A 19,651-nucleotide genomic window follows, 5' to 3' on the forward strand; every position below is an offset into this window, starting at 1 on the left:
GCCGCGGCTGCGGCGTTCTACTACGGCCAACGGTCGTCCCGGGCGGTAGCAATCGCAGTCCCCCGGAGGTGATGAATGACCTGGAACATGGTGTTCCTGTGCGGCGTCGCGATCGCGATCCTCGTCGGCATCCTGACCTGACGTCGGCCAGGACGCGGACGCCGACGGCTCAAGCTCCCGGTTCCTCCGCCGCCTCGGGCTCGGGGAGCGCGGTCGTCGCCTCGGCGAGCTCCTGCTCGGCGATCATCACGTCGTCGAGGCGCGACCGAGTCCTCGCCTGCGGGAGAGCACCTCGTCCTGCGCCTCCTCGAGCGCGCTTCTTCGCATCGACCTGCGCCTGCGTGCGGTCGACGGCGTATTGCCGTCATCGCTCCCGGCGCCGAGCAGCACCACGTCGCACACCGTCAATGCGGCCACCCTCCGAGTCCGCACGCTCTCCACGACCGTGAGTGTGTCGGCGTGTCGGGCGCGCGGGGTCGCCTGAGCGGGATGAGAACTGTCGCGGGGAGGCCGATGACGCGTGTGAACACTCCGTGCCGGGACCCGGATGCCGCGAAGTCGCGCATGTCGGGGACAAATCACCATGGTGCTGGTCACCATGGCCTCATGGCGATTGACACTGATGTCTCGGACCAGTGGCGGACCCTGGCTGCGCTACGAGTGGCCGACGAGCTGATGCTCGACCCCGGAAGGGAGCGCTTGGCCAAGGTCTCGTCCCTTCTCCACACCTTCTCCAGTCTCGACGTCCACAGCGATGTGGGAGACATCGAACGGGCTCTGAGCGGCCACGGCGTCACGATGTGTTCGCCTCGCGAGGACATCTCCCGTCGCGAGGTCGTCGAGCTGAAACTCGCCGGAGCCGACATTTCCCTCGCTGACGACCCCTCTCGCAGGGTGCCTCTGCGCTTCATGCGGTGCTCTCGCCGGGAGCTGGAGGGCTGGCGGGTGCTCCAGGACGGAACGCCAGTGCCCGACCGCGGTGTGGGCGACGTGGTCTGGTTCGACGTCGATCCGCAAGGCGCCGACCCCGAACCGGACGTGGTCCACCAGCTGAGCAGGCGCCTGGAGCCGCACTGTCCCGGCTTGAAGGAGATCATGGTCAGGGATCTGCTCACGCCCGACGTGCAACCGAAGAGCGAGACGTACGGCGACGAGCGAACCGGTGCCCGAACGGTGTCGGTGGCCGCCCTCATCGCGCGGGAGGTTCCCGACGAGGACGACGAGTTCGACGGCGTCGACGAGCAGCTGCTGTCGCAGATGGTCGAGCTCGTCGTGGGTCCCGGGTGGATGATCACCTGTTGGCATCCCTGCAAGGTCCTCACGGGCGGAGGCCGGGTCAGCGACAGTCCGGCGCTGCTGCGCGAACCCTTTCTTGCTCACGTCGCGCACCGCTGGGCTCACGACCCGATCGATCCCTCCAGAACCGAGGCAGTCAAGGAGGCCAGCGACCTAGCGACGTACCTCGCCCGGTCATTGGTTGCCACCTACGGAGCGTCCCTTCGGATGCTCCAGCGCTGGGTATCGACCTGGGAGGTGGAGTTCTACCAGACCCTGGGCAGCCCGGACGATCACAAGGAGCTCAAAGGCCGGGACCAACGACGCGCGCTGAAGGACGCCGCCGCTGAGATCAGCAACTTCCTGTCCGTGGTCGGTGTCTTCTCGAGGAGCGTCAACGCCTTCCAGCTGGCGGGAGAGGAGATGCCGAACAAGACCTGGTTCACCACGCCCACCGGCCAGCCCGTTGACGAGCTCGGGAGGCGCGTCCACACCGAGCAGGCGCAAGCCCTGGCGTCCTCCGTGGAGGCGGCGGCGCGCAAGCTGGCCCAGCTCTCGGATGAGATCCGCGCTGACATGGACCTGCTGATGATCCACAGCCAAGCCCGGCAACAGGAGTCCTCCGAGCGCTTGCAGGGTTACCTCGGCAAGGTCACCGGGCTCATCCTGGTGCCGACCTTCGTCGCCGGCCTCTATGGGGCCAACACCGCGCTACCAGGGGGCGGCAGCTGGATGGGCTTCGACATCATGCTGCTCCTGATGGCGGCGTCAGCCGCTATTTCTTACCTGTTTATCCGCCGGATCGTCGGTTGAGGCGAACCACACTCGCTGTTGCGGACTCGCCAGCAAGTCGCTGCGCGGCCGGAGGTCGCGGTTTCACCATGGGGTCGTGCCGAACCTGCACTTTCCATGGCCCGCACACCGTGGGAAGTGCCGGCTTCCCTGGAGACCATGGTGAAGCTGCGTCAGCCCACTGATCCTGCGAAGCAGGCTCCACCCGCTTGAGCTCCGGCGCAGCGCCGGGAACGGAAAAGACCCCTGAGAGGCGCTGTGCCTGCTCAGGGGCCTGTTGTTGCTGGTGGGCGATACTGGGTTTGAACCAGTGACCTCTTCCGTGTCAAGGAAGCGCGCTACCGCTGCGCCAATCGCCCGGGTCTTGAGTTTGTGGAGGAACTGCGCGGAGGTGGGTACGGGATTTGAACCCGTGTACACGGATTTGCAGTCCGTTGCCTCGCCTCTCGGCCAACCCACCATGGAGGCCAAACCAGGGAGAGACCTCTCCGAGCGGACGACGAGGCTCGAACTCGCGACCTCAACCTTGGCAAGGTTGCGCTCTACCAACTGAGCTACGTCCGCCTGCGCTCCGACCGGTCTCCCGGTCGGCGTGCGTGAGAACAGTAGCCGATGCCCCAGACCATGCAAAATCGGGCTGATGGCGGCGCGTTGGTCCCACGTCGGCGGGTTTCCGGCGCCCCTAGGGTGAGCGTATGCGTGCGTGGATCAACGGTCAGGTGCTCCCCGATGCGGCCGTTCCGGCGGTGCTCGTGAGCGACCACGGCCTCACGGTCGGGGACGGTGTGTTCGAGGCGATCAAGGTCGTCGACGGTCTGCCGTTCGCGCTCGACCTGCACCTCGACCGCCTGCACCGATCGGCCGCCGGCCTGGGCCTGCCCGCCCTCGACGAGGCCGCCGTACGTCGGGGGATCGTCGCCGTTCTCGAGGGTCCGGACCTGCCGCTCGGCCGGCTCCGGATCACGGTCACCGGCGGTCCGGCGCCGCTGGGCTCGGGGCGTGGCGATGCGGCGCCGACGGTGATCGTGGTCGCCGACGCGATGACGCCCTGGCCGGACTCGACGGCCGTCGCCACCGTGCCCTGGCCGCGCAACGAGCGCGGTGCGCTGGCCGGCCTGAAGACCACGTCGTACGCCGAGAACGTCGTCGCCCTGGCGGCGGCGAAGCAGAAGGGCGCGAGCGAGGCGGTGTTCGCGAACCTCGCCGGCCACCTCTGCGAGGGCACCGGCACCAACGTCTTCTACGTGGTGGACGGGGAGCTGCGCACGCCCACGCTGGCCAGCGGATGTCTGGCCGGCGTCACCCGCGGCCTGATCCTCGAGTGGTACGGCGGCCGCGAGGTGGACGAGCCGATCGAGACCGTCCGGGACGCCAGTGAGGTGTTCCTGGCGTCGACCACGCGGGACGCGCAGCCCGTCTCGCGCTGGGACGATCGGGAGCTGCCCACGCCCGGGCCGGTGACGACCGAGGTGCGCGAGCTGTGGCGGAAGCGGGAGCCCGAGCTACTGGGGCTCTGACTGGCCGACCAGCGACTCGACCAGGAGGTCGAGGTCGATGGTCTCCGCACCGAGCGGCACGACCGCCAGGGTGCGGGAGAGGAAGCCGTACAGATCGCTGGTCCGCATCTGGGTGACCAGGCGACCGTCGGGGGAGCAGAGCTCCATGATCACGGCGGCTCGGCCGTTCTCGTCGACGCTCGGGAACAGCTGGACGTCGCCCTCGCCGGCCGGGTCGGTGAGCCCGCTCAGCAGCAGCTCCCGGCCGACGGCCCAGCGCACGGAGTCCGCTGTGCCGCGGAAGGTGATCCACACCGCCCACGGGTCGCCGGCGTCGTACTCGAACGAGGCCGCGAGGTCGACGGTGCGCCCCCAGGCGTCGAGGATCTGCAGGGTGAGCTCCTGCGACAGGGCTCCGGAGATGGGCTGCGGGTTCACACGGAGGAGACGGCGGACCCCGGCCTCCATGACGCCGAAGTACGGTGAATGTGAACCTCGCGGATCGGTAGGCTAAAGTCTGCGACCGCACACAGCGGGCGATTGGCGCAGTGGTAGCGCGCTTCGTTCACACCGAAGAGGTCACTGGTTCGAACCCAGTATCGCCCACCGCAGGGAGCCGTACGCCGAGCGTGCGGCTCTCGCTCATTTGTGGCTCCGACGGGGTCGGACCGGGGGCGCGTCCCGGAAACCGCCGCGCGTGCCGGCCGACCCGCTCGATACGATCCAGAGGCCAGTCCCACACCCCGAGGAGACCACTGTGTCCGACCTGAAGATCGCCCTCGTCCACGCCGACGTGCGTGAGGAGCGGACGGTCACGACGGGCACCAGGGCCTGGGAGCTGTACCGCGACGACGACAAGGTCATCGCTGCCCGGGTGAACGGCGACCTCAAGGACCTCTCCTACGAGCTCGCCGACGGCGACCTGCTCGAGGGCGTCGCGATCGACAGCAAGGACGGCCACGACATCCTGCGGCACTCGACGGCGCATGTGATGGCGCAGGCCGTGCAGCAGCTGTTCCCCGAGGCGAAGCTGGGCATCGGCCCGCCGGTGGAGAACGGCTTCTACTACGACTTCGACGTCGAGACCCCGTTCGTGCCCGAGGACCTCGCGAAGATCGAGACCGCGATGCGGAAGATCATCAAGGAGGGCCAGCGCTTCGAGCGCCGGGTCACCACCGACCACGACGCGATCCACGAGCTCGCCGACGAGCCGTACAAGATCGAGCTGATCGGCCTCAAGGGCGCCGGCAAGTCCGACGACGCGGCCGAGGGTGCGAACGTCGAGGTCGGCTCCGGCGACCTCACCATCTACGACAACGTACGACGCAACGGCGAGGTCGCGTGGAGCGACCTGTGCCGCGGCCCGCACCTGCCGACCACCAAGCGGATCCCGGCGTTCAAGCTGATGCGCACCGCGGCGGCGTACTGGCGCGGCGACGAGAAGAACAAGCAGCTCCAGCGCATCTACGGCACCGCGTGGGAGTCGAAGGAAGCACTCGACGAGCACCTGCACCGGCTCGAGGAGGCGGAGCGCCGCGACCACCGCAAGCTCGGCCGCGACCTCGACCTGTTCAGCTTCCCCGACGAGATCGGCTCCGGCCTCGTCGTGTTCCACCCCAAGGGCGGGGTGGTCAAGCGCGAGATGGAGGACTACGTCCGCCAGCGCCACATCGAGGAGGGCTTCCAGTACGTCGGCACCCCCCACATCAGCAAGGAGGGCCTGTTCCACACCTCCGGGCACCTGCCGTACTACGCCGACACCATGTTCCCGCCGATGGAGTTCGAGGGCGCGAACTACTACCTCAAGGCCATGAACTGCCCGATGCACAACCTGATCTTCAAGTCGCGCGGGCGGTCCTACCGCGAGCTCCCGCTGCGGCTCTTCGAGTTCGGGTCGGTCTACCGCTACGAGAAGTCCGGCGTCGTGCACGGCCTCACCCGCGTGCGCGGCATGACCCAGGACGACTCGCACTCCTACGTCACCCCCGAGCAGGCGCCGGCCGAGATCGAGCACCTGCTGAACTTCGTGCTCGGACTGCTGCGGGACTTCGGCATCGACGACTTCTACCTGGAGCTGTCCACCCGCGACGACTCGAAGCCGGACAAGTTCGTCGGCTCCGACGAGGACTGGGCGACCGCCACCAAGGTGCTCGAGGACGTCGCCGTGTCCTCCGGCCTCGAGCTCGTCCCGGACCCGGGCGGCGCGGCGTTCTACGGCCCGAAGATCTCGGTGCAGGCACGCGACGCCATCGGGCGCACCTGGCAGATGTCGACCATCCAGTACGACTTCAACCAGCCGCGGGGCTTCGAGCTGGAGTACCAGGCCGCGGACGGCTCCCGCCAGCAGCCGGTGATGATCCACTCCGCGAAGTTCGGCTCCCTCGAGCGGTTCTTCGGTGTGCTGGTCGAGCACTACGCCGGCGCGTTCCCGCCGTGGCTCGCGCCCGTGCAGGTCCAGGCGATCCCGATCGCCGAGCGGCACAACGACTACCTGTACGACGTCGCGAAGCGGATGCGCGGGCAGGGGCTGCGGGTCGAGGTCGACGACTCCGACGACCGGATGCAGAAGAAGATCCGCAACGCGCAGCTGCAGAAGGTGCCGTTCATGATGATCGCCGGTGACGACGACCTGGCAGCCGGTGCTGTCTCGTTCCGCTACCGCGACGGCCACCAGGACAACGGCGTCCCGGTCGACGAGGCGATCCAGCGCGTGGTCGAGGCGGTCGCCGCGCGCACCCAGGTCTGAGCGGTGCGCCGGGCGGCGCGGGCCCTCCTGGTCCTCGCCCTCGGCGTGCCCGCGTGCTCGTCCAGCAGCGTCGACCCGGTCCCCGCGCCGGCCACACCGCGGCCGAGCTCCGTCGTCAGGCCGACGCAGGACCCGCAGGCGGCCCGGCTCCAGGCGCTCGCCCGGCTCGCCGAGGCCGCCGCCGCGGCGCTGCCCTCGACCCGCCGTGCGCCGCAACCGCGGACCGGCGAGGTGCTCGGCGCGGACGTCAGCTGGCCGCAGTGCCCCCGCGGCATGGGCATCCCCGAACGCCGGACGCTCGGCCGGCCGATGCCGCTGCCGGACGCGGCGTACGTCGTGCTGGGCCTCACGAACGGGCCGGGCTTCACGGTCAACCCGTGCCTGGCGGACCAGGTCCGCTGGGCCCGCGAGCGGCACCTGCTCACCGCGGCGTACGCCGTTGTGAGCCTGCCGGACGACACCGCGGTCGCCGAGCACCGGACCGACGGCCCGTACGACGGCTCGACGGCCCTCGGCGCGCTCGCGAACACCGGCTACCAGCAGGCGCTGGCGAACGTCGTGACCATGCGCCGGGCCGGGCTCGCCTCGCCGGTCGTTTGGGTCGACGTCGAGCCGGTGCCGGACTTCGAGTGGAGCGCCGACCCGACCCGCAACGCCGCGGTGGTCGAGGGCGCGGTGCGCGGCTACCGGTACGCCGGGTACCGCGTCGGCGTCTACTCGACGCCGGCGCTGTGGCGCGGCGTGGTCGGCGACCTCGCGCTCGGCGTCCCCGAGTGGCGGGCCGCGGGCGAGACCTCGGCGGCCGAGGCGCGCGAGCGCTGCGGGGACGACTGGTCGATCCAGGGTGGTCCCGCGGTGCTCGCGCAGTGGGTGGCCGACGACCGCGACCAGGACCTCACCTGCCCGGGGACCTCCGCGGCGCTGGCCCGGTGGTTCGCGCAGACCTGACGTACCTGCGGCCGTCGATCCGGTACGCCGTCCCCGCGACCGTCACGGTCTCCTGGTCGGCCCCGGTGTCGGCGTACCCCTGCCGCTCGTAGAAGCGGCGGGCCCGCGCGTTCCCGGTCACCACGCTGAGCCAGGTCGCGCCGCGCTCCTCGGCGGCGGCCACCAGCTCGGCAGCGACGCCGGTGCCGCGGCGCCCCGCGTCGACGAACATCAGCTCGAGCTCGTCCTCGTCGACGGTGACGAAGCCCGCGACCCGGCCGTCCACCTCGGCGACCATGGCGCGGGGGAGCAGGGCCCCGACCCGCTCGTCGAACGTCGCGCGCGTCCGTGCCGCCACCAGGCCGGGTGGGACGTGCCCGTCGTGGGCGTCGTGCCAGGCGTCGTGCCAGATCCGCGCGAGCGTCGCCGCGTCCGCGTCCGTCGCGCGACGGATCACGGACGTACGCGCTTCTCGTAGCGACGGCACGGGGAGATGAACTGCTCGCCCTGCGCCGTGACGTGGTACGGCAGGTCGCCCGCGTCGTACCAGCCGTGCTTCTCGTAGAACCGGCGCGCCCGGTCGTTGCCGACGACGACGGCGAGCCACGCGACGTCGTACCCCGCCTCCGCGATCCGGCGCTCGCCGTCCGCGAGCAGCGGCGCGGCGACGCCGGAGCCGTGCAGGTCGGGGTCGACGAAGATCTGCTCGAGCTCGTCGCCGGACACCATCGCGAAGCCGACGACGCGACCGACGACCTCCGCGACCGTCGTGTCGGCCGTCCGGGACGGCGTCCGCTCGTGGAACGCCGCGAGCGTGCGCCCGGCGGTCAGCCCGTCGGGGACGTGCCCCGGGTGCGAGACGTGCCAGGCCCGATGCCAGATGTCGGCGACGGTCGCCATGTCGTCCGGGACGGCTGGTCGGAGCATCACACCCTCACCCTAGGGTTGACCCATGAGCGATCCCGCGGGACACGTGCGCGACGGGTTCGAGGGGTTCGACCGGCTCTGGACACCGCACCGGATGGCGTACGTCGCCCCGGCCCGGCCCTCCGGCGACGCCGGCTGCCCGTTCTGCGCCATGGCCGAGCTGCCCGTCGAGGAGAGCCTGGTCATCCACCGCGGCGAGACCTGCTTCGCGGTCCTCAACCTGCACCCGTACAACCCCGGCCACCTGATGGTCCTGCCGCACCGGCACGTCGCCGAGCTCGAGGACCTCACCGACACGGAGACCGCCGAGCTGATGGCGACGACCCAGCAGGCGGTCCGGGTGCTGCGGACGGTCAGCGGACCGCACGCCTTCAACGTCGGGATCAACCTGGGCGGCGTCGCCGGCGGCTCGCTGTCGGAGCACCTGCACCAGCACGTCGTACCGCGCTGGTCCGGCGACGCGAACTTCATCACCGTCCTCGGCGGCACCAAGACCCTGCCGCAGCTGCTGTCCGACACCCGCGCGCTGCTCGCCGAGGCCTGGTCGTGAGCCTCGCCGATGACGCCGCGCTCGCGGCGTGGGTGGTGCGCGAGGCCGGCACCCTCGCGCACCGGATGCGAGGCGGCGGCATCGCGCACGACACGAAGACGTCGATCTCGGACGTCGTGACGGAGGCCGACCACGCTGCCGAGAGGCTGGTCGTCGAGGCCCTCGCCGAGCGGCGGCCGGACGACGGCGTGCTCGGCGAGGAGGGTGCCGCCCACGCCGGCACCAGCGGTCGCACCTGGGTGATCGACCCGGTCGACGGCACCTACAACTTCGTGGCGGGGCTGGAGTGGTGGTGCTCGGCGATCGCCCTCACCGACGGGGACGAGCTCGTGCTGGGCGCCGTGCACCACCCGGCCACCGGCCGCACGTTCGTCGGTGGTCCGGGCCTGCCGACCACGCTCGACGGCCGGCCCGTCGGCCCACTGACGGACCGGCCGCTGGCCGAGTCGTGCCTGACGACGTACCTCCATCCGCCGTCGTACGACGACGAGGTGGGCGTGGCGTTCACCCGGATGGTCGGCGGCGTCGCGACCCTGCGCATGCTGGGCTCCGCGTCGATGGACGCGACGGCGGTCGCGACGGGGGCGCTCCACGTCCGGTGCCAGCACTCGCTGCCGCCCTGGGACGAGCTCCCCGGCGCCGCGCTGATCCTCGGTGCCGCGGGTGCGGCTCAGCGGATCGAGGCCGGCGGCGTCACCTGGTACGCCGCGGGCGCCCCGACCGCCGTCGCCGACATCGCCGCCGCCCTGCTGGGATAGTCCCTGGCGAAAATGTCGTCCGCACGCGCTGTCGAGAGCATTTCCGTCAGGGACTACCGCCTCAGCGCACGCCGTACAGGTGCTCCAGGGCGAGCTGGTCGAGCTTCTCGAAGCCCATGCCGCGCTGGGCGGCGGCGTCGGGGTCGAACGACTCGGACCGCAGGTCGGCGAGCGACTCGCCGGCGGCCAGCGTCGAGACGCCGAGCTGGTCGACCCGGGCGTCGCGCAGCGCCTGCTGGACGTCGGGGTCGGCGCGGAACGCCCGGACCTTGTCCCGCAGGATCAGGTAGTTGCGCATGCACGCGCGGGCGGACTCCCAGACGCCCTCCATGTCCTCGGTGCGCGGCGGCTTGTAGTCGAAGTGCCGCGGCCCGTCGTAGCCACCGTTCTCGACGATGTCGACGGTCCAGAACGCGCCTCGTGCGTTGCCGGCGCCGAACCGGAGGTCCTGGTCGTAGCGGGGCCCGGTCTGGCCGTTGAGGTCGATGTGGAAGAGCTTGCCGTGCCAGAGCGCCTGGGCGAGCCCGTGCGCGTAGTTGAGCGAGGCCATCTCCTCGTGGCCGACCTCGGGGTTGAGGCCGACCAGCTCGGAGTGCTCGAGCTCGTTGATGAACGCCAACGCGTGGCCGATCGTGGGGAGCAGGATGTCGCCGCGCGGCTCGTTCGGCTTCGGCTCGATCGCGAAGCGCAGGTCGTAGCCCTGCTCCACGGAGTAGGAGCCGAGGACGTCGAACGCCTCCTTGTAGCGCGCGAGCGCGGTCTTCACGTCCTTGGCGGCACCCGACTCCGCTCCCTCGCGACCACCCCACGCCACGAAGACCTTCGCGCCGAGCTCGGCGGCGAGGTCGATCTGGTCGGCGGCCTTGCGGATCGCGAACCGGCGGACGTCCCGGTCGTTGTTGGTGAAGCCGCCGTCGCGGAAGACCGGGTGGGAGAAGAGGTTCGTGGTCACCATCGGGACGATGAGCCCGGTCTCCTCGAGCGCCTTGCGGAACGGCGCGAGGTGCTTCTCCCTGGTCGCCGCGTCGGCGTCGAACGGGAACACGTCGTTGTCGTGGAAGGTGACGCCGTACGCCCCGAGGTCGCTGAGCCGGTGGATGGCCTCGGCCGGGTCCAGCGCGGGGCGGATCGCACCGCCGAAGACATCGACGCCCTGCCAGCCGACGGTCCACAGGCCGAAGGAGAAGCGGTCGTCACGGGTGGGGGAGTAGCGGTCGTCGGCGCTCATCGGGTTCCTCGATCTCCATCACGATTCGGTCACGCTCACGCGGCAGGGACGCTTAGTTGGAACGTGCAACAAAACACGCTCTCAGATCCGCTTGCCGCGCTGGGCTTGCGCTGAGTATGTTGTCGCCGACAACATACCCGGTGACGACGGTCACACGACAGTGGTCACACCGGTCCGAGCCATGGAGGTCGAGGAATGGTCAGGAACAAGGGTGCGCGCTATGCGTCCCTGGTAGCAGCGAGCGTGCTGGCGTTCGGAGCGCTGGCCGCGTGCGGCAGCAGCGACAGCGGCGGCAGCAGCGACGGCAGCGGCGACGGCAGCAGCAGTGTCGGGAAGGTGGGCGTGATCCTTCCGGACACCACCACTTCGCCGCGCTGGGAGGCCAACGACCGCCCCAGCCTGCAGGCAGCGTTCGACTCTGCCGGCGTCGAGTCGGACATCCAGAACGCCGGCGGTGACGTCGACAAGTTCGGCACGATCTGCGACAACATGATCACCGAGGGCGTCAAGGTCCTGATGATCGTCAACCTGGACTCGGACTCCGGAGCCGCGTGCCTGAAGAAGGCCGCCGACGCCGGCGTTCAGAGCATCGACTACGACCGCCTGACCCTGGGTGGCGGCGCGTCGTTCTACGTCTCGTTCGACAACGTCGGCGTGGGCAAGCTGATGGGTCAGGGCCTGCAGACCTGCCTGGACGACAAGGGCAAGACCAAGGCCAACATCATCTACATCGACGGCGACCCGAACGACAACAACGCCGCGCTCTTCAAGCAGGGTTACGAGGAGGCGCTCAAGCCGAAGATCGACTCGGGCGACTACACCCTGGTCGGCGACCAGAGCGGCTTCTGGGACGCGACCAAGGCGGGTACGGCGTTCGAGCAGCTGTACACCCAGAACAAGGGCAAGATCGACGGTGTGGTCTCGGCCAACGACACCATGGCCGGCGGCATCATTGCCCGTATGGAGGCCCAGGGCGTGGCGGGCGAGATCCCGATCACGGGTCAGGACGCCTCGGTCGGCGGCCTGCAGAACATCCTCCTCGGCAACCAGTGCGGTTCGGTCTACAAGAACACCGACCTCGAGGCCAAGGCCGCGTCCGACCTGGCGATCGCGCTGATCAAGGGTGACGACACCAGCAGCCTGGTCAACGGCACCGTTCCGGACACCAAGACCGGCAAGGACGTCCCGTCCTCGCTGGCCACGCCGGTCTGGATCACGATGGACAACATCAAGCAGCCGTTCGACGACGGTTTCGCCAAGGCGGCCGACGTCTGCACCGGCAAGGTGGCCGCTGCCTGCACCAAGGCGGGCATCAGCTGATCGCCTGAACAACAGCACCAGACGACGGAGGCGGGGGCGGCACGAGTCGCCCCCGCCTCTGCCATGGTGACCCGAGGCTCGGGCCTGCCCGGCCACGACCACACACACCCAGGAGGATCAGTGACTGCGACCGCTTCGGAGCGCGCCGCCGCTCCCAGTTCCGGTGAGCCGCTGCTGCGCCTGCGCGGCATCCAGAAGAGCTTCGGCGCCGTGCACGTGCTGCGCGGCATCGACCTCGACGTGAAGGCCGGCGAGGTCACGGCGCTCGTCGGTGACAACGGTGCCGGCAAGAGCACCCTGATCAAGGGCATCGCCGGCATCCACAGCTTCGACGAGGGCGAGTACGTCTTCGACGGCAGGCCCGTGACCGTGCACAACCCCAAGGACGCGAGCGGCCTCGGCATCGAGGTCGTGTACCAGGACCTCGCCCTGTGCGACAACCTGGACGTCGTCCACAACATGTTCCTCGGGCGCGAGCTGCGCCACCGCGGGCTGCTCGACGAGGACGCGATGGAGAAGCGCGCTCGCGAGACCCTCAACGGCCTGTCCGTGCGCACGCTCCAGTCGGTACGGACCAAGGTCGCCTCCCTGTCCGGTGGACAGCGGCAGACCGTGGCCATTGCCCGGTCGGTGCTGTGGAACTCGCGTCTCGTCATCCTCGACGAGCCGACCGCCGCCCTGGGCGTGGCGCAGACCGAGCAGGTGCTGCTCCTCGTCCGCCGACTGGCTGACAGCGGACTCGGCGTGATCCTGATCAGCCACAACCTCAACGACGTCTTCCAGGTCGCCGACGACATCGCCGTCCTGTACCTCGGACAGATGGTCGCCCAGGTCCGCAAGGACGACGTGACCTCGAACCAGGTGGTCCAGCTGATCACCACCGGTTCGACCGGCGCGGAAGGAGCATCGGCATGACCGCCACGAAGGAACCGGAGTCCCCGGCCGTCGCACCGGAGCCGTGGCAGGCCCAGAACCTCGGCGGCATCTGGCGCTCCTACGTCGCCAAGGTCCGGGGCGGTGACGTCGGCGCCCTGCCGGCCGTCCTCGGCCTGCTGGTCCTGGTCATCGTGTTCTCGATCCTGCGACCGGACACCTTCACCTCCGAGCTCAACTTCGCGAACCTGATCAACCAGTCGGCCGCCGTCACGGTGATCGCGATGGGCCTGGTCTTCGTGCTCCTGCTCGGCGAGATCGACCTCTCGGCCGGCTTCACCGGCGGTACCGCTGCAGCGGTGATGGGCGTGGTGATGACCAACCACGACCAGGGCTGGTTCATCTCGGTCCTTGCGTGCATCGCCACCGGCGTCGTCATCGGCACGTGCATCGGCCTCCTGGTCGCCCGGCTCGGCATCCCGTCGTTCGTGGTCACGCTGGCCGCCTACCTGGGCCTCCAGGGCGTGATGCTCGAGATCATCGGCGAGGGCGGCACCATCCCGTTCGAGAACGAGTCGATCCGGGCGATCACCGACAAGAACCTGCCCGTCTGGCTGGGCTGGACGCTTGCCGCGGCGCTCGTGCTCGGGTACGCCGCCGTGACCTACCTGCGCAACGCTCGGCGACGCAGGGCCGGACTGCAGCACGAGCCGACTCTCCTGTGGGCCATCAAGACGGGTTCGCTGGCCGTGATCGCCGTGCTGTTCGTCGGGTACCTCTCGCGCGAGCGCAGCCTCAACCCCGCGTTCAAGTCGCTCAAGGGCGTGCCGAACTCGATGGTGGTGATCCTCGGGCTGCTGCTGGTCCTGTCGTTCCTGCTCGGACGCAGCGCCTGGGGCCGGCACGTGTACGCGGTCGGTGGCAACGCCGAGGCCGCCCGCCGAGCCGGCATCAACGTGATGTGGGTGAAGCTCAGCTGCTTCATCCTCTGCTCGTCGGTGGCCGCGATCGGCGGCCTTCTGCTGGCGGCTCGCAACCACTCCGTGTCGCCGCAGACCGGTGGCAACGAGACCCTGCTGTACGCCGTGGGCGCTGCCGTCATCGGTGGCACCAGCCTCTTCGGCGGCAAGGGCCGCGTGGTGGACGCGGTCATCGGTGGCACGGTGGTGGCCGTCATTGCGAACGGCATGGGCCTGCTCAACCAGGAGCCCGGCGTCGTGTACATCGTGACCGGGCTCGTGCTCCTGGTCGCCGCGAGCGTCGACGCCATCAGCCGCAGGCGCGCAGCCGCCTCAGGCCGGGCCTGACCGGGGCGGGCGAGGAGAGACGGCCATGCCCACCCCGACCGGCGTCGGCACGGAGGAGCTGCGGCGTGCGAACCTGCGCGCCATCCTCCAGACGGTGCACACGCACGGCCCGACCACGCGCGCCGCGCTCACGAAGCAACTCGGCCTGAACCGGAGCACCATCGGTGCGCTCACGGTCGAGCTGCAGAGCCTGGCGCTGGTGTCCGAGGAGACAGCGGCGGTGGGCGGGCGTTCCGGGCGCCCGTCCCACCTCGTCGTCCCCCGCGAGGACAACGTGGTGGTGGCGGTCGACGTCGGCGTGGACCGGATCTCCGTGGCCCTGGTGGGGCTCGGCGGCGAGGTCTTCGAGCGCCGTCACCGTCCCCACCAGCGCGGCGAGCACGACGTCGACCACGTGGTCGACTCCGTCGCGCAGATGATCGGGGACGTGCTCGGTGGCGCCCCCGGCCGGCGCTGCCTGGGCGTCGGGGTCGCCGTACCGGGCGCGGTCCGGGCGGGTGACGGCCTGGTGCGGTTCGCGCCCAACCTGGGCTGGGTCGACGCGCCGTTCACGGACCTCCTCTCGAAGCGCCTCGGCAAGCCGGTGTCGACCGGCAACGATGCGAACCTGGGCGCGCTCGCCGAGCACGTCCGGGGCGCCGCGGTCGGGTACTCCGACGTCGTCTACCTCAGCGCGAGCGTCGGTATCGGTGGTGGCTTCCTGATGGGCGGCCGCCCACTGACCGGCTCGAGCGGGTACGCCGGCGAGGTCGGCCACATGCAGGTCGACAGCGGCGGGCCGGTCTGCCGCTGCGGAGCCTTCGGCTGCTGGGAGACCAAGATCGGTGAGAACGTGCTGCTCCGGCGGGCCGGCCGGCTGGCCGGAGGCGGGCCGCCGGCGGTGGCCGAGGTGATCGCCGCCGCGCAGGGCGGCGAGGTCCGTGCCGCGGAGGCGGTCGCCGAGGTCGCGGAGTGGTGCGGCATCGGGATCCGGGTGATCGTCAACCTGTTCAACCCCGAGGTCGTGGTCCTGGGCGGCAGCCTGGCCCGAGATCTGGCGGGCGGCGGAGGACCGGGTCAACGACGCCCTCAGCCGCAGCACGATGATGTCCCCACGCGAGGACGTCGTGATCCGCGCCGCGGCACTGCACGACGACTCGCCACTGATCGGCGCCGCGGAGCTGGCGTTCGCGCCGGTGCTCGACCATCCGCAGGCCGTGCCGCACGCGGTCTGAGCCGCACCGACCGGTAACCTGCTGCCCGCCATGCTCGAACGTTTCCGCGCCTTCTGGACCAAGGTCCTCTCGCCGATCGCCAACCTCCTGATCCGGCTGGGGGTGAGCCCCGACGCCGTGACCCTGGTCGGCACCCTCGGTGTGTGCGCCGGCGCCCTGGTGTTCTTCCCGCAGGGGATGCTCCTGACCGGCGTGCTCGTGATCACGGCCTTCGTCTTCAGCGACCTGATCGACGGCCACATGGCCCGCACGACCGGGCGTGTCAGCAAGTTCGGCGCGTTCTGGGACTCCACGCTCGACCGGGTCGGCGACGGTGCGATCTTCATCGGCCTCGCGCTGTACTTCGCCTGGGAGGAGCCGAGCAGGCTCTACTTGGTGCTCTGCCTGGTCTGCCTGCTGATGGGCGGCGTCACGTCGTACGCGCGGTCCCGCGGCGAGACCCTCGGCTTCTCGGTCAAGGTGGGCATCGCCGAGCGGGCCGACCGGCTCGTGGCCATCCTGGTGATGACCGGGCTGAGCGCGATCTTCGACCTGCCGGTGCTGCTCTACATCGCCCTCTGGGCGCTCGCGATCGCGTCCACCGTCACGGTGGTGCAGCGGGTGTGGGTGGTCCGGAAGCAAGCTCTCGCCGAGGCCGGCACTAACATCTGAACCATGATCGACAGCAACGCCTCAGCCCCCCTCGAAGACGGTCCTACCACCGGCACGACCCGCGTGAAGCGCGGGATGGCCGAGATGCTCAAGGGTGGGGTGATCATGGACGTGGTGACCGCCGAGCAGGCGAAGATCGCCGAGGACGCGGGCGCGGTCGCGGTGATGGCGCTGGAGCGGGTGCCTGCCGACATCCGCGCCCAGGGCGGCGTGTCGCGGATGAGCGACCCCGACATGATCGACTCGATCATCGAGGCGGTCTCGATCCCGGTGATGGCCAAGGCCCGGATCGGGCACTTCAGCGAGGCCCAGGTCCTGCAGTCGCTCGGCGTCGACTACGTCGACGAGTCCGAGGTGCTGACCCCGGCCGACTACGCCAACCACATCGACAAGTGGGCGTTCACGGTCCCGTTCGTGTGCGGTGCGACCAACCTGGGCGAGGCGCTGCGCAGGATCACCGAGGGTGCGGCGATGATCCGCTCCAAGGGCGAGGCCGGCACCGGTGACGTCTCGAACGCCGTGACCCACATGCGCACCATCCGCCGCGAGATCCGCCGCCTCGGCGCGCTGGCCGAGGACGAGCTCTACGTCGCCGCGAAGGAGCTGCAGGCGCCCTACGAGCTGGTGCGGGAGGTCGCCGAGAACGGCAAGCTGCCGGTCGTGCTGTTCACCGCCGGCGGCATCGCCACCCCGGCGGACGCCGCGATGATGATGCAGCTGGGCGCCGAGGGCGTGTTCGTCGGCTCGGGCATCTTCAAGTCCGGCAACCCCGCGCAGCGCGCGGAGGCGATCGTCAAGGCCACGACGTTCTTCGACGACCCCGACGTCATCGCGAAGGTCTCCCGCGGGCTGGGGGAGGCGATGGTCGGCATCAACGTCGAGGACATCCCGCAGCCGCACCGCCTCGCCGAGCGCGGGTGGTGACCGGGTCCTCAGCCGGGCCGCACATCGGCGTGCTCGCGGTCCAGGGCGACGTCAGGGAACACCTCCGCACGCTCACCGACCTCGGCGTCACGGCCACCGCGGTACGCCGCACCTCGGAGCTCGACGCGGTCGACGGGCTCGTGATCCCGGGTGGCGAGTCCACCACGATGGCCAAGCTCGCACGCACCTTCGACCTGTTCGAGCCGATCCGCACGCGGATCAAGGAGGGCCTGCCGGCCTTCGGCACCTGTGCCGGCATGATCCTGCTCGCCGACCGGATCGAGGACGGAGCACACGACCAGGAGACCCTCGGCGGGCTGGACATCACGGTGCGACGCAACGCGTTCGGGCGGCAGGTCGACTCGTTCGAGGGCGACCTGGACTTCGCCGGCCTGGACGCACCCGTGCACGCGATCTTCATCCGGGCACCGTGGGTCGAGGCGGTCGGCGAGTCGGTCGAGGTGCTCGCCCGGGTGGATCGGGGCGAGGCCGCGGGTAGGATCGTCGCGGTCCGTCAGGGTCCGCTGATGGCGACGTCGTTCCACCCCGAGGTGGGTGGCGACTCCCGGGTCCACCGCGTGTTCGTGGACCTGGTCACCAACGCTGAGTAGAAGAGGGACGGATGTCTGGCCACTCCAAGTGGGCGACCACCAAGCACAAGAAGGCCGCGATCGACGCCAAGCGCGGCAAGCTGTTCGCCAAGCTGATCAAGAACATCGAGATCGCGGCCAAGATGGGCGGCCCCGACCCGGCCGGCAACCCGACGCTCTACGACGCCATCCAGAAGGCCAAGAAGCAGTCGGTGCCGAACAAGAACATCGACTCGGCGGTCAAGCGCGGCGGCGGCCTCGACGGCGGCGGCGTGGACTACGAGACGATCATGTACGAGGTCTACGGGCCGTCCGGCGTGGCGCTGCTCGTCGAGTGCCTGACCGACAACCGCAACCGTGCCGCGATGGAGGTCCGCACCGCGGTCACCCGCAACGGCGGCACCATGGCCGACCCCGGCTCGGTCTCCCGGCTCTTCACCCGCAAGGGCGTCGTCGTGGTCGAGAAGAGCCAGGAGCGCGGCGGCAAGCCGTGGGAGGTCACCGAGGACGACGTCCTCGAGGCCACCCTGGACGCCGGGGCCGAGGACGTCAGCGACCTCGGTGACTCCTTCGAGATCCAGTCCGAGTCCGGCGACGTCGTCGCGGTCCGTACGGCGCTCCAGGCGGCCGGCATCGACTACGACTCCGCCGAGGTCCAGTTCGTGGCCACCATGGACATCCCGGTGGCCGAGGTGGACGTGGCGGGGAAGGTCTTCCGCCTCGTCGACGCCGTCGACGACCTCGACGACGTGCAGAACGTCTACAGCAACGCCGACATCCCCGACGACGTCCTGGACTCGATCGACGCCTAGCGCGGACGCGTCAGCGGACTCGCTGATGGTGGTCGAGCGAGCCGCGCGGCTGAGCCCGCGAAGCGGCGATCGGCGTGTCGGGACCCGGTGAGGCGAGAGCCAGCGGTTAGCGTGGACACCGAACAGGTGTTCGACGGAAGGGCTGACCATGCGCGTGCTCGGGATCGACCCCGGGTTGACCCGCTGCGGCATGGGCGTGGTCGAGGGCGACGTGGGCCGGCCGCTGAGCCTGGTCGACGTGAACGTCCTGCGCACGTCGTCCGACCTGCCGGTCCCGCAGCGCCTGGTGACGATCGAGAAGGGCATCGACGCCTGGCTCGACGAGTACGCCCCCGACGCCGTCGCGGTCGAGCGCGTGTTCGCGCGCTCGGACGTCAGCACGGTCATGGGTACGGCGCAGGCGAGCGGCATCGCGATGGTCTGCGCGGCCCGGCGCGGGTTGCCGATCGCCCTGCACACCCCGAGTGAGGTCAAGGCCGCGGTGTCCGGCAACGGGCGCGCGGACAAGGCGCAGGTCGGCGCGATGGTGACCCGGATCCTCCGGCTCGACGCGATGCCCAAGCCGGCCGACGCGGCCGACGCCCTGGCGTTGGCCATCACCCACATCTGGCGCGGCGGCGCCCAGGCCAGGATCGACGCGGCGCTGGCCGCAGCCGGGAGGAAGCAGTGATCGCGTTCGTGCGCGGCCAGGTGGCCGCGGTGACCCTGTCCAGCGCGGTGCTCGAGGTCGGGGGAGTCGGGCTCGAGCTGATGTGCACACCGGGGACGCTGGCGACCCTGCGCCCCGGACACACGGCAACCCTGCCGACGAGCATGGTCGTGCGCGAGGACTCCCTGACCCTGTTCGGCTTCGCCGACGAGGACGAGAAGCAGGTCTTCGAGCTGGTGCAGACGGCCTCGGGGGTCGGCCCCAAGGTCGCCCAGGCGATCACCGCGGTGCTGGCACCCGACGACCTGCGCCGCGCGATCGCCGCCGACGACGTGAAGACCCTGACGCGCGTGCCCGGCATCGGCCAGAAGGGGGCCCAGCGGATCATCCTCGAGCTCAAGGACCGGATCGGCGCCCCGATGGGGGGCCGTCCGGTGGCGGCGGCCTCGGCCGAGTCGTGGCGCGAGCAGGTCCACCAGGGCCTGATGGGCCTCGGCTGGACGACCCGCGACGCCGAGAAGGCGGTGGACGCGGTCGCTCCGGAGGCCGGGCCCAGTCCCGATGTGGGGGCGCTGCTGCGCGCCGCCCTGCGCACGCTGAGCAAGGCCTGAC

Annotated in this window: 20 protein-coding genes and 4 tRNA genes; 17 read left to right on the forward strand and 7 right to left on the reverse strand. The window is 70.3% G+C overall.

Translation table 11 applies throughout. The annotated features are described in order from the left end of the window. Positions 1–606: 606 nt before the first annotated feature. Positions 607–2,088 (forward strand): CorA family divalent cation transporter, encoded by a 1,482-nt coding sequence (locus ACVW2K_RS13720; RefSeq protein ID WP_457202872.1) that lies wholly within the window; start codon positions 607–609, stop codon positions 2,086–2,088. A gap of 263 nt (positions 2,089–2,351) precedes the next feature. Here the strand turns inward: ACVW2K_RS13720 and ACVW2K_RS13725 are convergent. The 3 genes from ACVW2K_RS13725 to ACVW2K_RS13735 all read right to left on the reverse strand — a co-directional run bounded on the left by ACVW2K_RS13725 (position 2,352) and on the right by ACVW2K_RS13735 (position 2,631). Next, positions 2,352–2,426: transfer RNA gene (locus ACVW2K_RS13725), tRNA-Val, on the reverse strand. A 30-nt stretch (positions 2,427–2,456) separates the two neighbouring features. Further along, positions 2,457–2,527: transfer RNA gene (locus tag ACVW2K_RS13730), tRNA-Cys, on the reverse strand. Between the two features lie 31 nt (positions 2,528–2,558). Further along, positions 2,559–2,631, reverse strand: a tRNA-Gly gene (locus ACVW2K_RS13735). 131 nt (positions 2,632–2,762) lie between these two features. Here ACVW2K_RS13735 and ACVW2K_RS13740 point away from each other — a divergent pair. Further along, positions 2,763–3,584 carry an aminotransferase class IV gene (locus ACVW2K_RS13740; RefSeq protein WP_028636799.1) on the forward strand — a complete coding sequence of 274 codons (822 nt, stop codon included), beginning with the start codon at positions 2,763–2,765 and terminating at the stop codon, positions 3,582–3,584. On the opposite strand, the gene ACVW2K_RS13745 is transcribed toward ACVW2K_RS13740, so the two are convergent. Further along, positions 3,570–4,001: an SsgA family sporulation/cell division regulator gene (locus ACVW2K_RS13745; RefSeq protein WP_028636798.1), complete on the reverse strand. Its 432-nt coding sequence runs from the start codon at positions 3,999–4,001 to the stop codon at positions 3,570–3,572. The two genes, ACVW2K_RS13740 and ACVW2K_RS13745, sit on opposite strands and share 15 nt — an antisense overlap. A 96-nt stretch (positions 4,002–4,097) precedes the next feature. On the opposite strand from ACVW2K_RS13745, the gene ACVW2K_RS13750 reads away from it, so the two are divergent. From ACVW2K_RS13750 to ACVW2K_RS13760, 3 genes are all read left to right on the forward strand, one after another. After that, a tRNA-Val gene (locus ACVW2K_RS13750) sits at positions 4,098–4,169 on the forward strand. A 151-nt stretch (positions 4,170–4,320) separates the two neighbouring features. Next, the gene (gene thrS, locus ACVW2K_RS13755) at positions 4,321–6,309 is read left to right on the forward strand and encodes a threonine--tRNA ligase (protein WP_028636797.1); all 1,989 of its coding nucleotides are present in this window, start codon (positions 4,321–4,323) and stop codon (positions 6,307–6,309) included. Between the two features lie 3 nt (positions 6,310–6,312). Continuing rightward, positions 6,313–7,257 (forward strand): hypothetical protein, encoded by a 945-nt coding sequence (locus tag ACVW2K_RS13760; RefSeq protein WP_457202873.1) that lies wholly within the window; start codon positions 6,313–6,315, stop codon positions 7,255–7,257. Here the strand turns inward: ACVW2K_RS13760 and ACVW2K_RS13765 are convergent. Both ACVW2K_RS13765 and ACVW2K_RS13770 read right to left on the reverse strand, forming a co-directional pair. Next, the gene (locus ACVW2K_RS13765) at positions 7,205–7,693 is read right to left on the reverse strand and encodes a GNAT family N-acetyltransferase (protein ID WP_457202874.1); all 489 of its coding nucleotides are present in this window, start codon (positions 7,691–7,693) and stop codon (positions 7,205–7,207) included. The two genes, ACVW2K_RS13760 and ACVW2K_RS13765, sit on opposite strands and share 53 nt — an antisense overlap. Then, positions 7,690–8,163, reverse strand: a complete 474-nt coding sequence (locus ACVW2K_RS13770) for an N-acetyltransferase family protein (protein WP_457202875.1) — start codon at positions 8,161–8,163, stop codon at positions 7,690–7,692. The genes ACVW2K_RS13765 and ACVW2K_RS13770 overlap by 4 nt, the downstream gene beginning before the upstream one ends. Positions 8,164–8,188: 25 nt before the next feature. Here ACVW2K_RS13770 and ACVW2K_RS13775 point away from each other — a divergent pair, with 25 nt between their 5' ends. Together ACVW2K_RS13775 and ACVW2K_RS13780 are read left to right on the forward strand one after the other, a co-directional pair. Then, complete coding sequence (locus tag ACVW2K_RS13775) at positions 8,189–8,713, forward strand: HIT family protein (RefSeq protein ID WP_028636795.1); 525 nt, start codon at positions 8,189–8,191, stop codon at positions 8,711–8,713. Next, the gene (locus ACVW2K_RS13780; RefSeq protein WP_457202876.1) at positions 8,710–9,471 is read left to right on the forward strand and encodes an inositol monophosphatase family protein; all 762 of its coding nucleotides are present in this window, start codon (positions 8,710–8,712) and stop codon (positions 9,469–9,471) included. Before ACVW2K_RS13775 ends, ACVW2K_RS13780 begins: the two co-directional genes overlap by 4 nt. A gap of 61 nt (positions 9,472–9,532) precedes the next feature. Here the strand turns inward: ACVW2K_RS13780 and xylA are convergent, their stop codons facing one another. Further along, complete coding sequence (xylA, locus tag ACVW2K_RS13785; RefSeq protein ID WP_028636793.1) at positions 9,533–10,699, reverse strand: xylose isomerase; 1,167 nt, start codon at positions 10,697–10,699, stop codon at positions 9,533–9,535. A 243-nt stretch (positions 10,700–10,942) separates the two neighbouring features. On the opposite strand from xylA, the gene ACVW2K_RS13790 reads away from it, so the two are divergent. The 10 genes from ACVW2K_RS13790 (at position 10,943) to ruvA (ending at position 19,650) form a co-directional block, all read left to right on the forward strand. Next, positions 10,943–12,019, forward strand: coding sequence for a sugar ABC transporter substrate-binding protein (locus tag ACVW2K_RS13790; protein ID WP_457202877.1), 1,077 nt, complete (start codon positions 10,943–10,945; stop codon positions 12,017–12,019). 120 nt (positions 12,020–12,139) lie between these two features. Beyond that, positions 12,140–12,934, forward strand: a complete 795-nt coding sequence (locus ACVW2K_RS13795) for an ATP-binding cassette domain-containing protein (RefSeq protein WP_051548934.1) — start codon at positions 12,140–12,142, stop codon at positions 12,932–12,934. Next, the gene (locus ACVW2K_RS13800) at positions 12,931–14,199 is read left to right on the forward strand and encodes a sugar ABC transporter permease (protein WP_457202878.1); all 1,269 of its coding nucleotides are present in this window, start codon (positions 12,931–12,933) and stop codon (positions 14,197–14,199) included. Before ACVW2K_RS13795 ends, ACVW2K_RS13800 begins: the two co-directional genes overlap by 4 nt. 25 nt (positions 14,200–14,224) lie before the next feature. After that, a complete protein-coding gene (locus ACVW2K_RS13805) occupies positions 14,225–15,430 on the forward strand; it encodes an ROK family protein (protein WP_457202879.1) in 1,206 nt (401 codons plus the stop codon). A gap of 13 nt (positions 15,431–15,443) precedes the next feature. Next, complete coding sequence (gene pgsA, locus ACVW2K_RS13810) at positions 15,444–16,064, forward strand: phosphatidylinositol phosphate synthase (RefSeq protein ID WP_028636788.1); 621 nt, start codon at positions 15,444–15,446, stop codon at positions 16,062–16,064. A gap of 3 nt (positions 16,065–16,067) precedes the next feature. Beyond that, a complete protein-coding gene (pdxS, locus tag ACVW2K_RS13815; RefSeq protein WP_457202880.1) occupies positions 16,068–16,988 on the forward strand; it encodes a pyridoxal 5'-phosphate synthase lyase subunit PdxS in 921 nt (306 codons plus the stop codon). After that, a complete protein-coding gene (gene pdxT / locus ACVW2K_RS13820) occupies positions 16,982–17,599 on the forward strand; it encodes a pyridoxal 5'-phosphate synthase glutaminase subunit PdxT (RefSeq protein WP_457202881.1) in 618 nt (205 codons plus the stop codon). The genes pdxS and pdxT overlap by 7 nt, the downstream gene beginning before the upstream one ends. An 11-nt stretch (positions 17,600–17,610) precedes the next feature. Further along, entirely contained in the window at positions 17,611–18,390 is a 780-nt protein-coding gene (locus ACVW2K_RS13825) for a YebC/PmpR family DNA-binding transcriptional regulator (protein WP_028636785.1), read from the forward strand. Between the two features lie 148 nt (positions 18,391–18,538). Further along, entirely contained in the window at positions 18,539–19,060 is a 522-nt protein-coding gene (ruvC, locus tag ACVW2K_RS13830) for a crossover junction endodeoxyribonuclease RuvC (protein ID WP_457202882.1), read from the forward strand. Beyond that, complete coding sequence (ruvA, locus tag ACVW2K_RS13835; protein ID WP_457202883.1) at positions 19,057–19,650, forward strand: Holliday junction branch migration protein RuvA; 594 nt, start codon at positions 19,057–19,059, stop codon at positions 19,648–19,650. Before ruvC ends, ruvA begins: the two co-directional genes overlap by 4 nt. Position 19,651 lies beyond the last annotated feature (1 nt).

The organism is Nocardioides sp. HB32 (assembly GCF_054058995.1).

Excerpts from the sequence above, each read along its gene's own strand:
- ACVW2K_RS13770 (WP_457202875.1), bottom strand. The coding sequence starts at position 8,163 with ATGCTCCGACCAGCCGTCCCGGACGACATGGCGACCGTCGCCGACATC.
- pdxS (WP_457202880.1), top strand. The coding sequence starts at position 16,068 with ATGATCGACAGCAACGCCTCAGCCCCCCTCGAAGACGGTCCTACCACC.
- pgsA (WP_028636788.1), top strand. The coding sequence starts at position 15,444 with ATGCTCGAACGTTTCCGCGCCTTCTGGACCAAGGTCCTCTCGCCGATC.
- ACVW2K_RS13720 (WP_457202872.1), top strand. The coding sequence starts at position 607 with ATGGCGATTGACACTGATGTCTCGGACCAGTGGCGGACCCTGGCTGCG.
- ACVW2K_RS13825 (WP_028636785.1), top strand. The coding sequence starts at position 17,611 with ATGTCTGGCCACTCCAAGTGGGCGACCACCAAGCACAAGAAGGCCGCG.
- ACVW2K_RS13805 (WP_457202879.1), top strand. The coding sequence starts at position 14,225 with ATGCCCACCCCGACCGGCGTCGGCACGGAGGAGCTGCGGCGTGCGAAC.
- xylA (WP_028636793.1), bottom strand. The coding sequence starts at position 10,699 with ATGAGCGCCGACGACCGCTACTCCCCCACCCGTGACGACCGCTTCTCC.
- ACVW2K_RS13740 (WP_028636799.1), top strand. The coding sequence starts at position 2,763 with ATGCGTGCGTGGATCAACGGTCAGGTGCTCCCCGATGCGGCCGTTCCG.
- ACVW2K_RS13775 (WP_028636795.1), top strand. The coding sequence starts at position 8,189 with ATGAGCGATCCCGCGGGACACGTGCGCGACGGGTTCGAGGGGTTCGAC.
- ruvC (WP_457202882.1), top strand. The coding sequence starts at position 18,539 with ATGCGCGTGCTCGGGATCGACCCCGGGTTGACCCGCTGCGGCATGGGC.
- ACVW2K_RS13800 (WP_457202878.1), top strand. The coding sequence starts at position 12,931 with ATGACCGCCACGAAGGAACCGGAGTCCCCGGCCGTCGCACCGGAGCCG.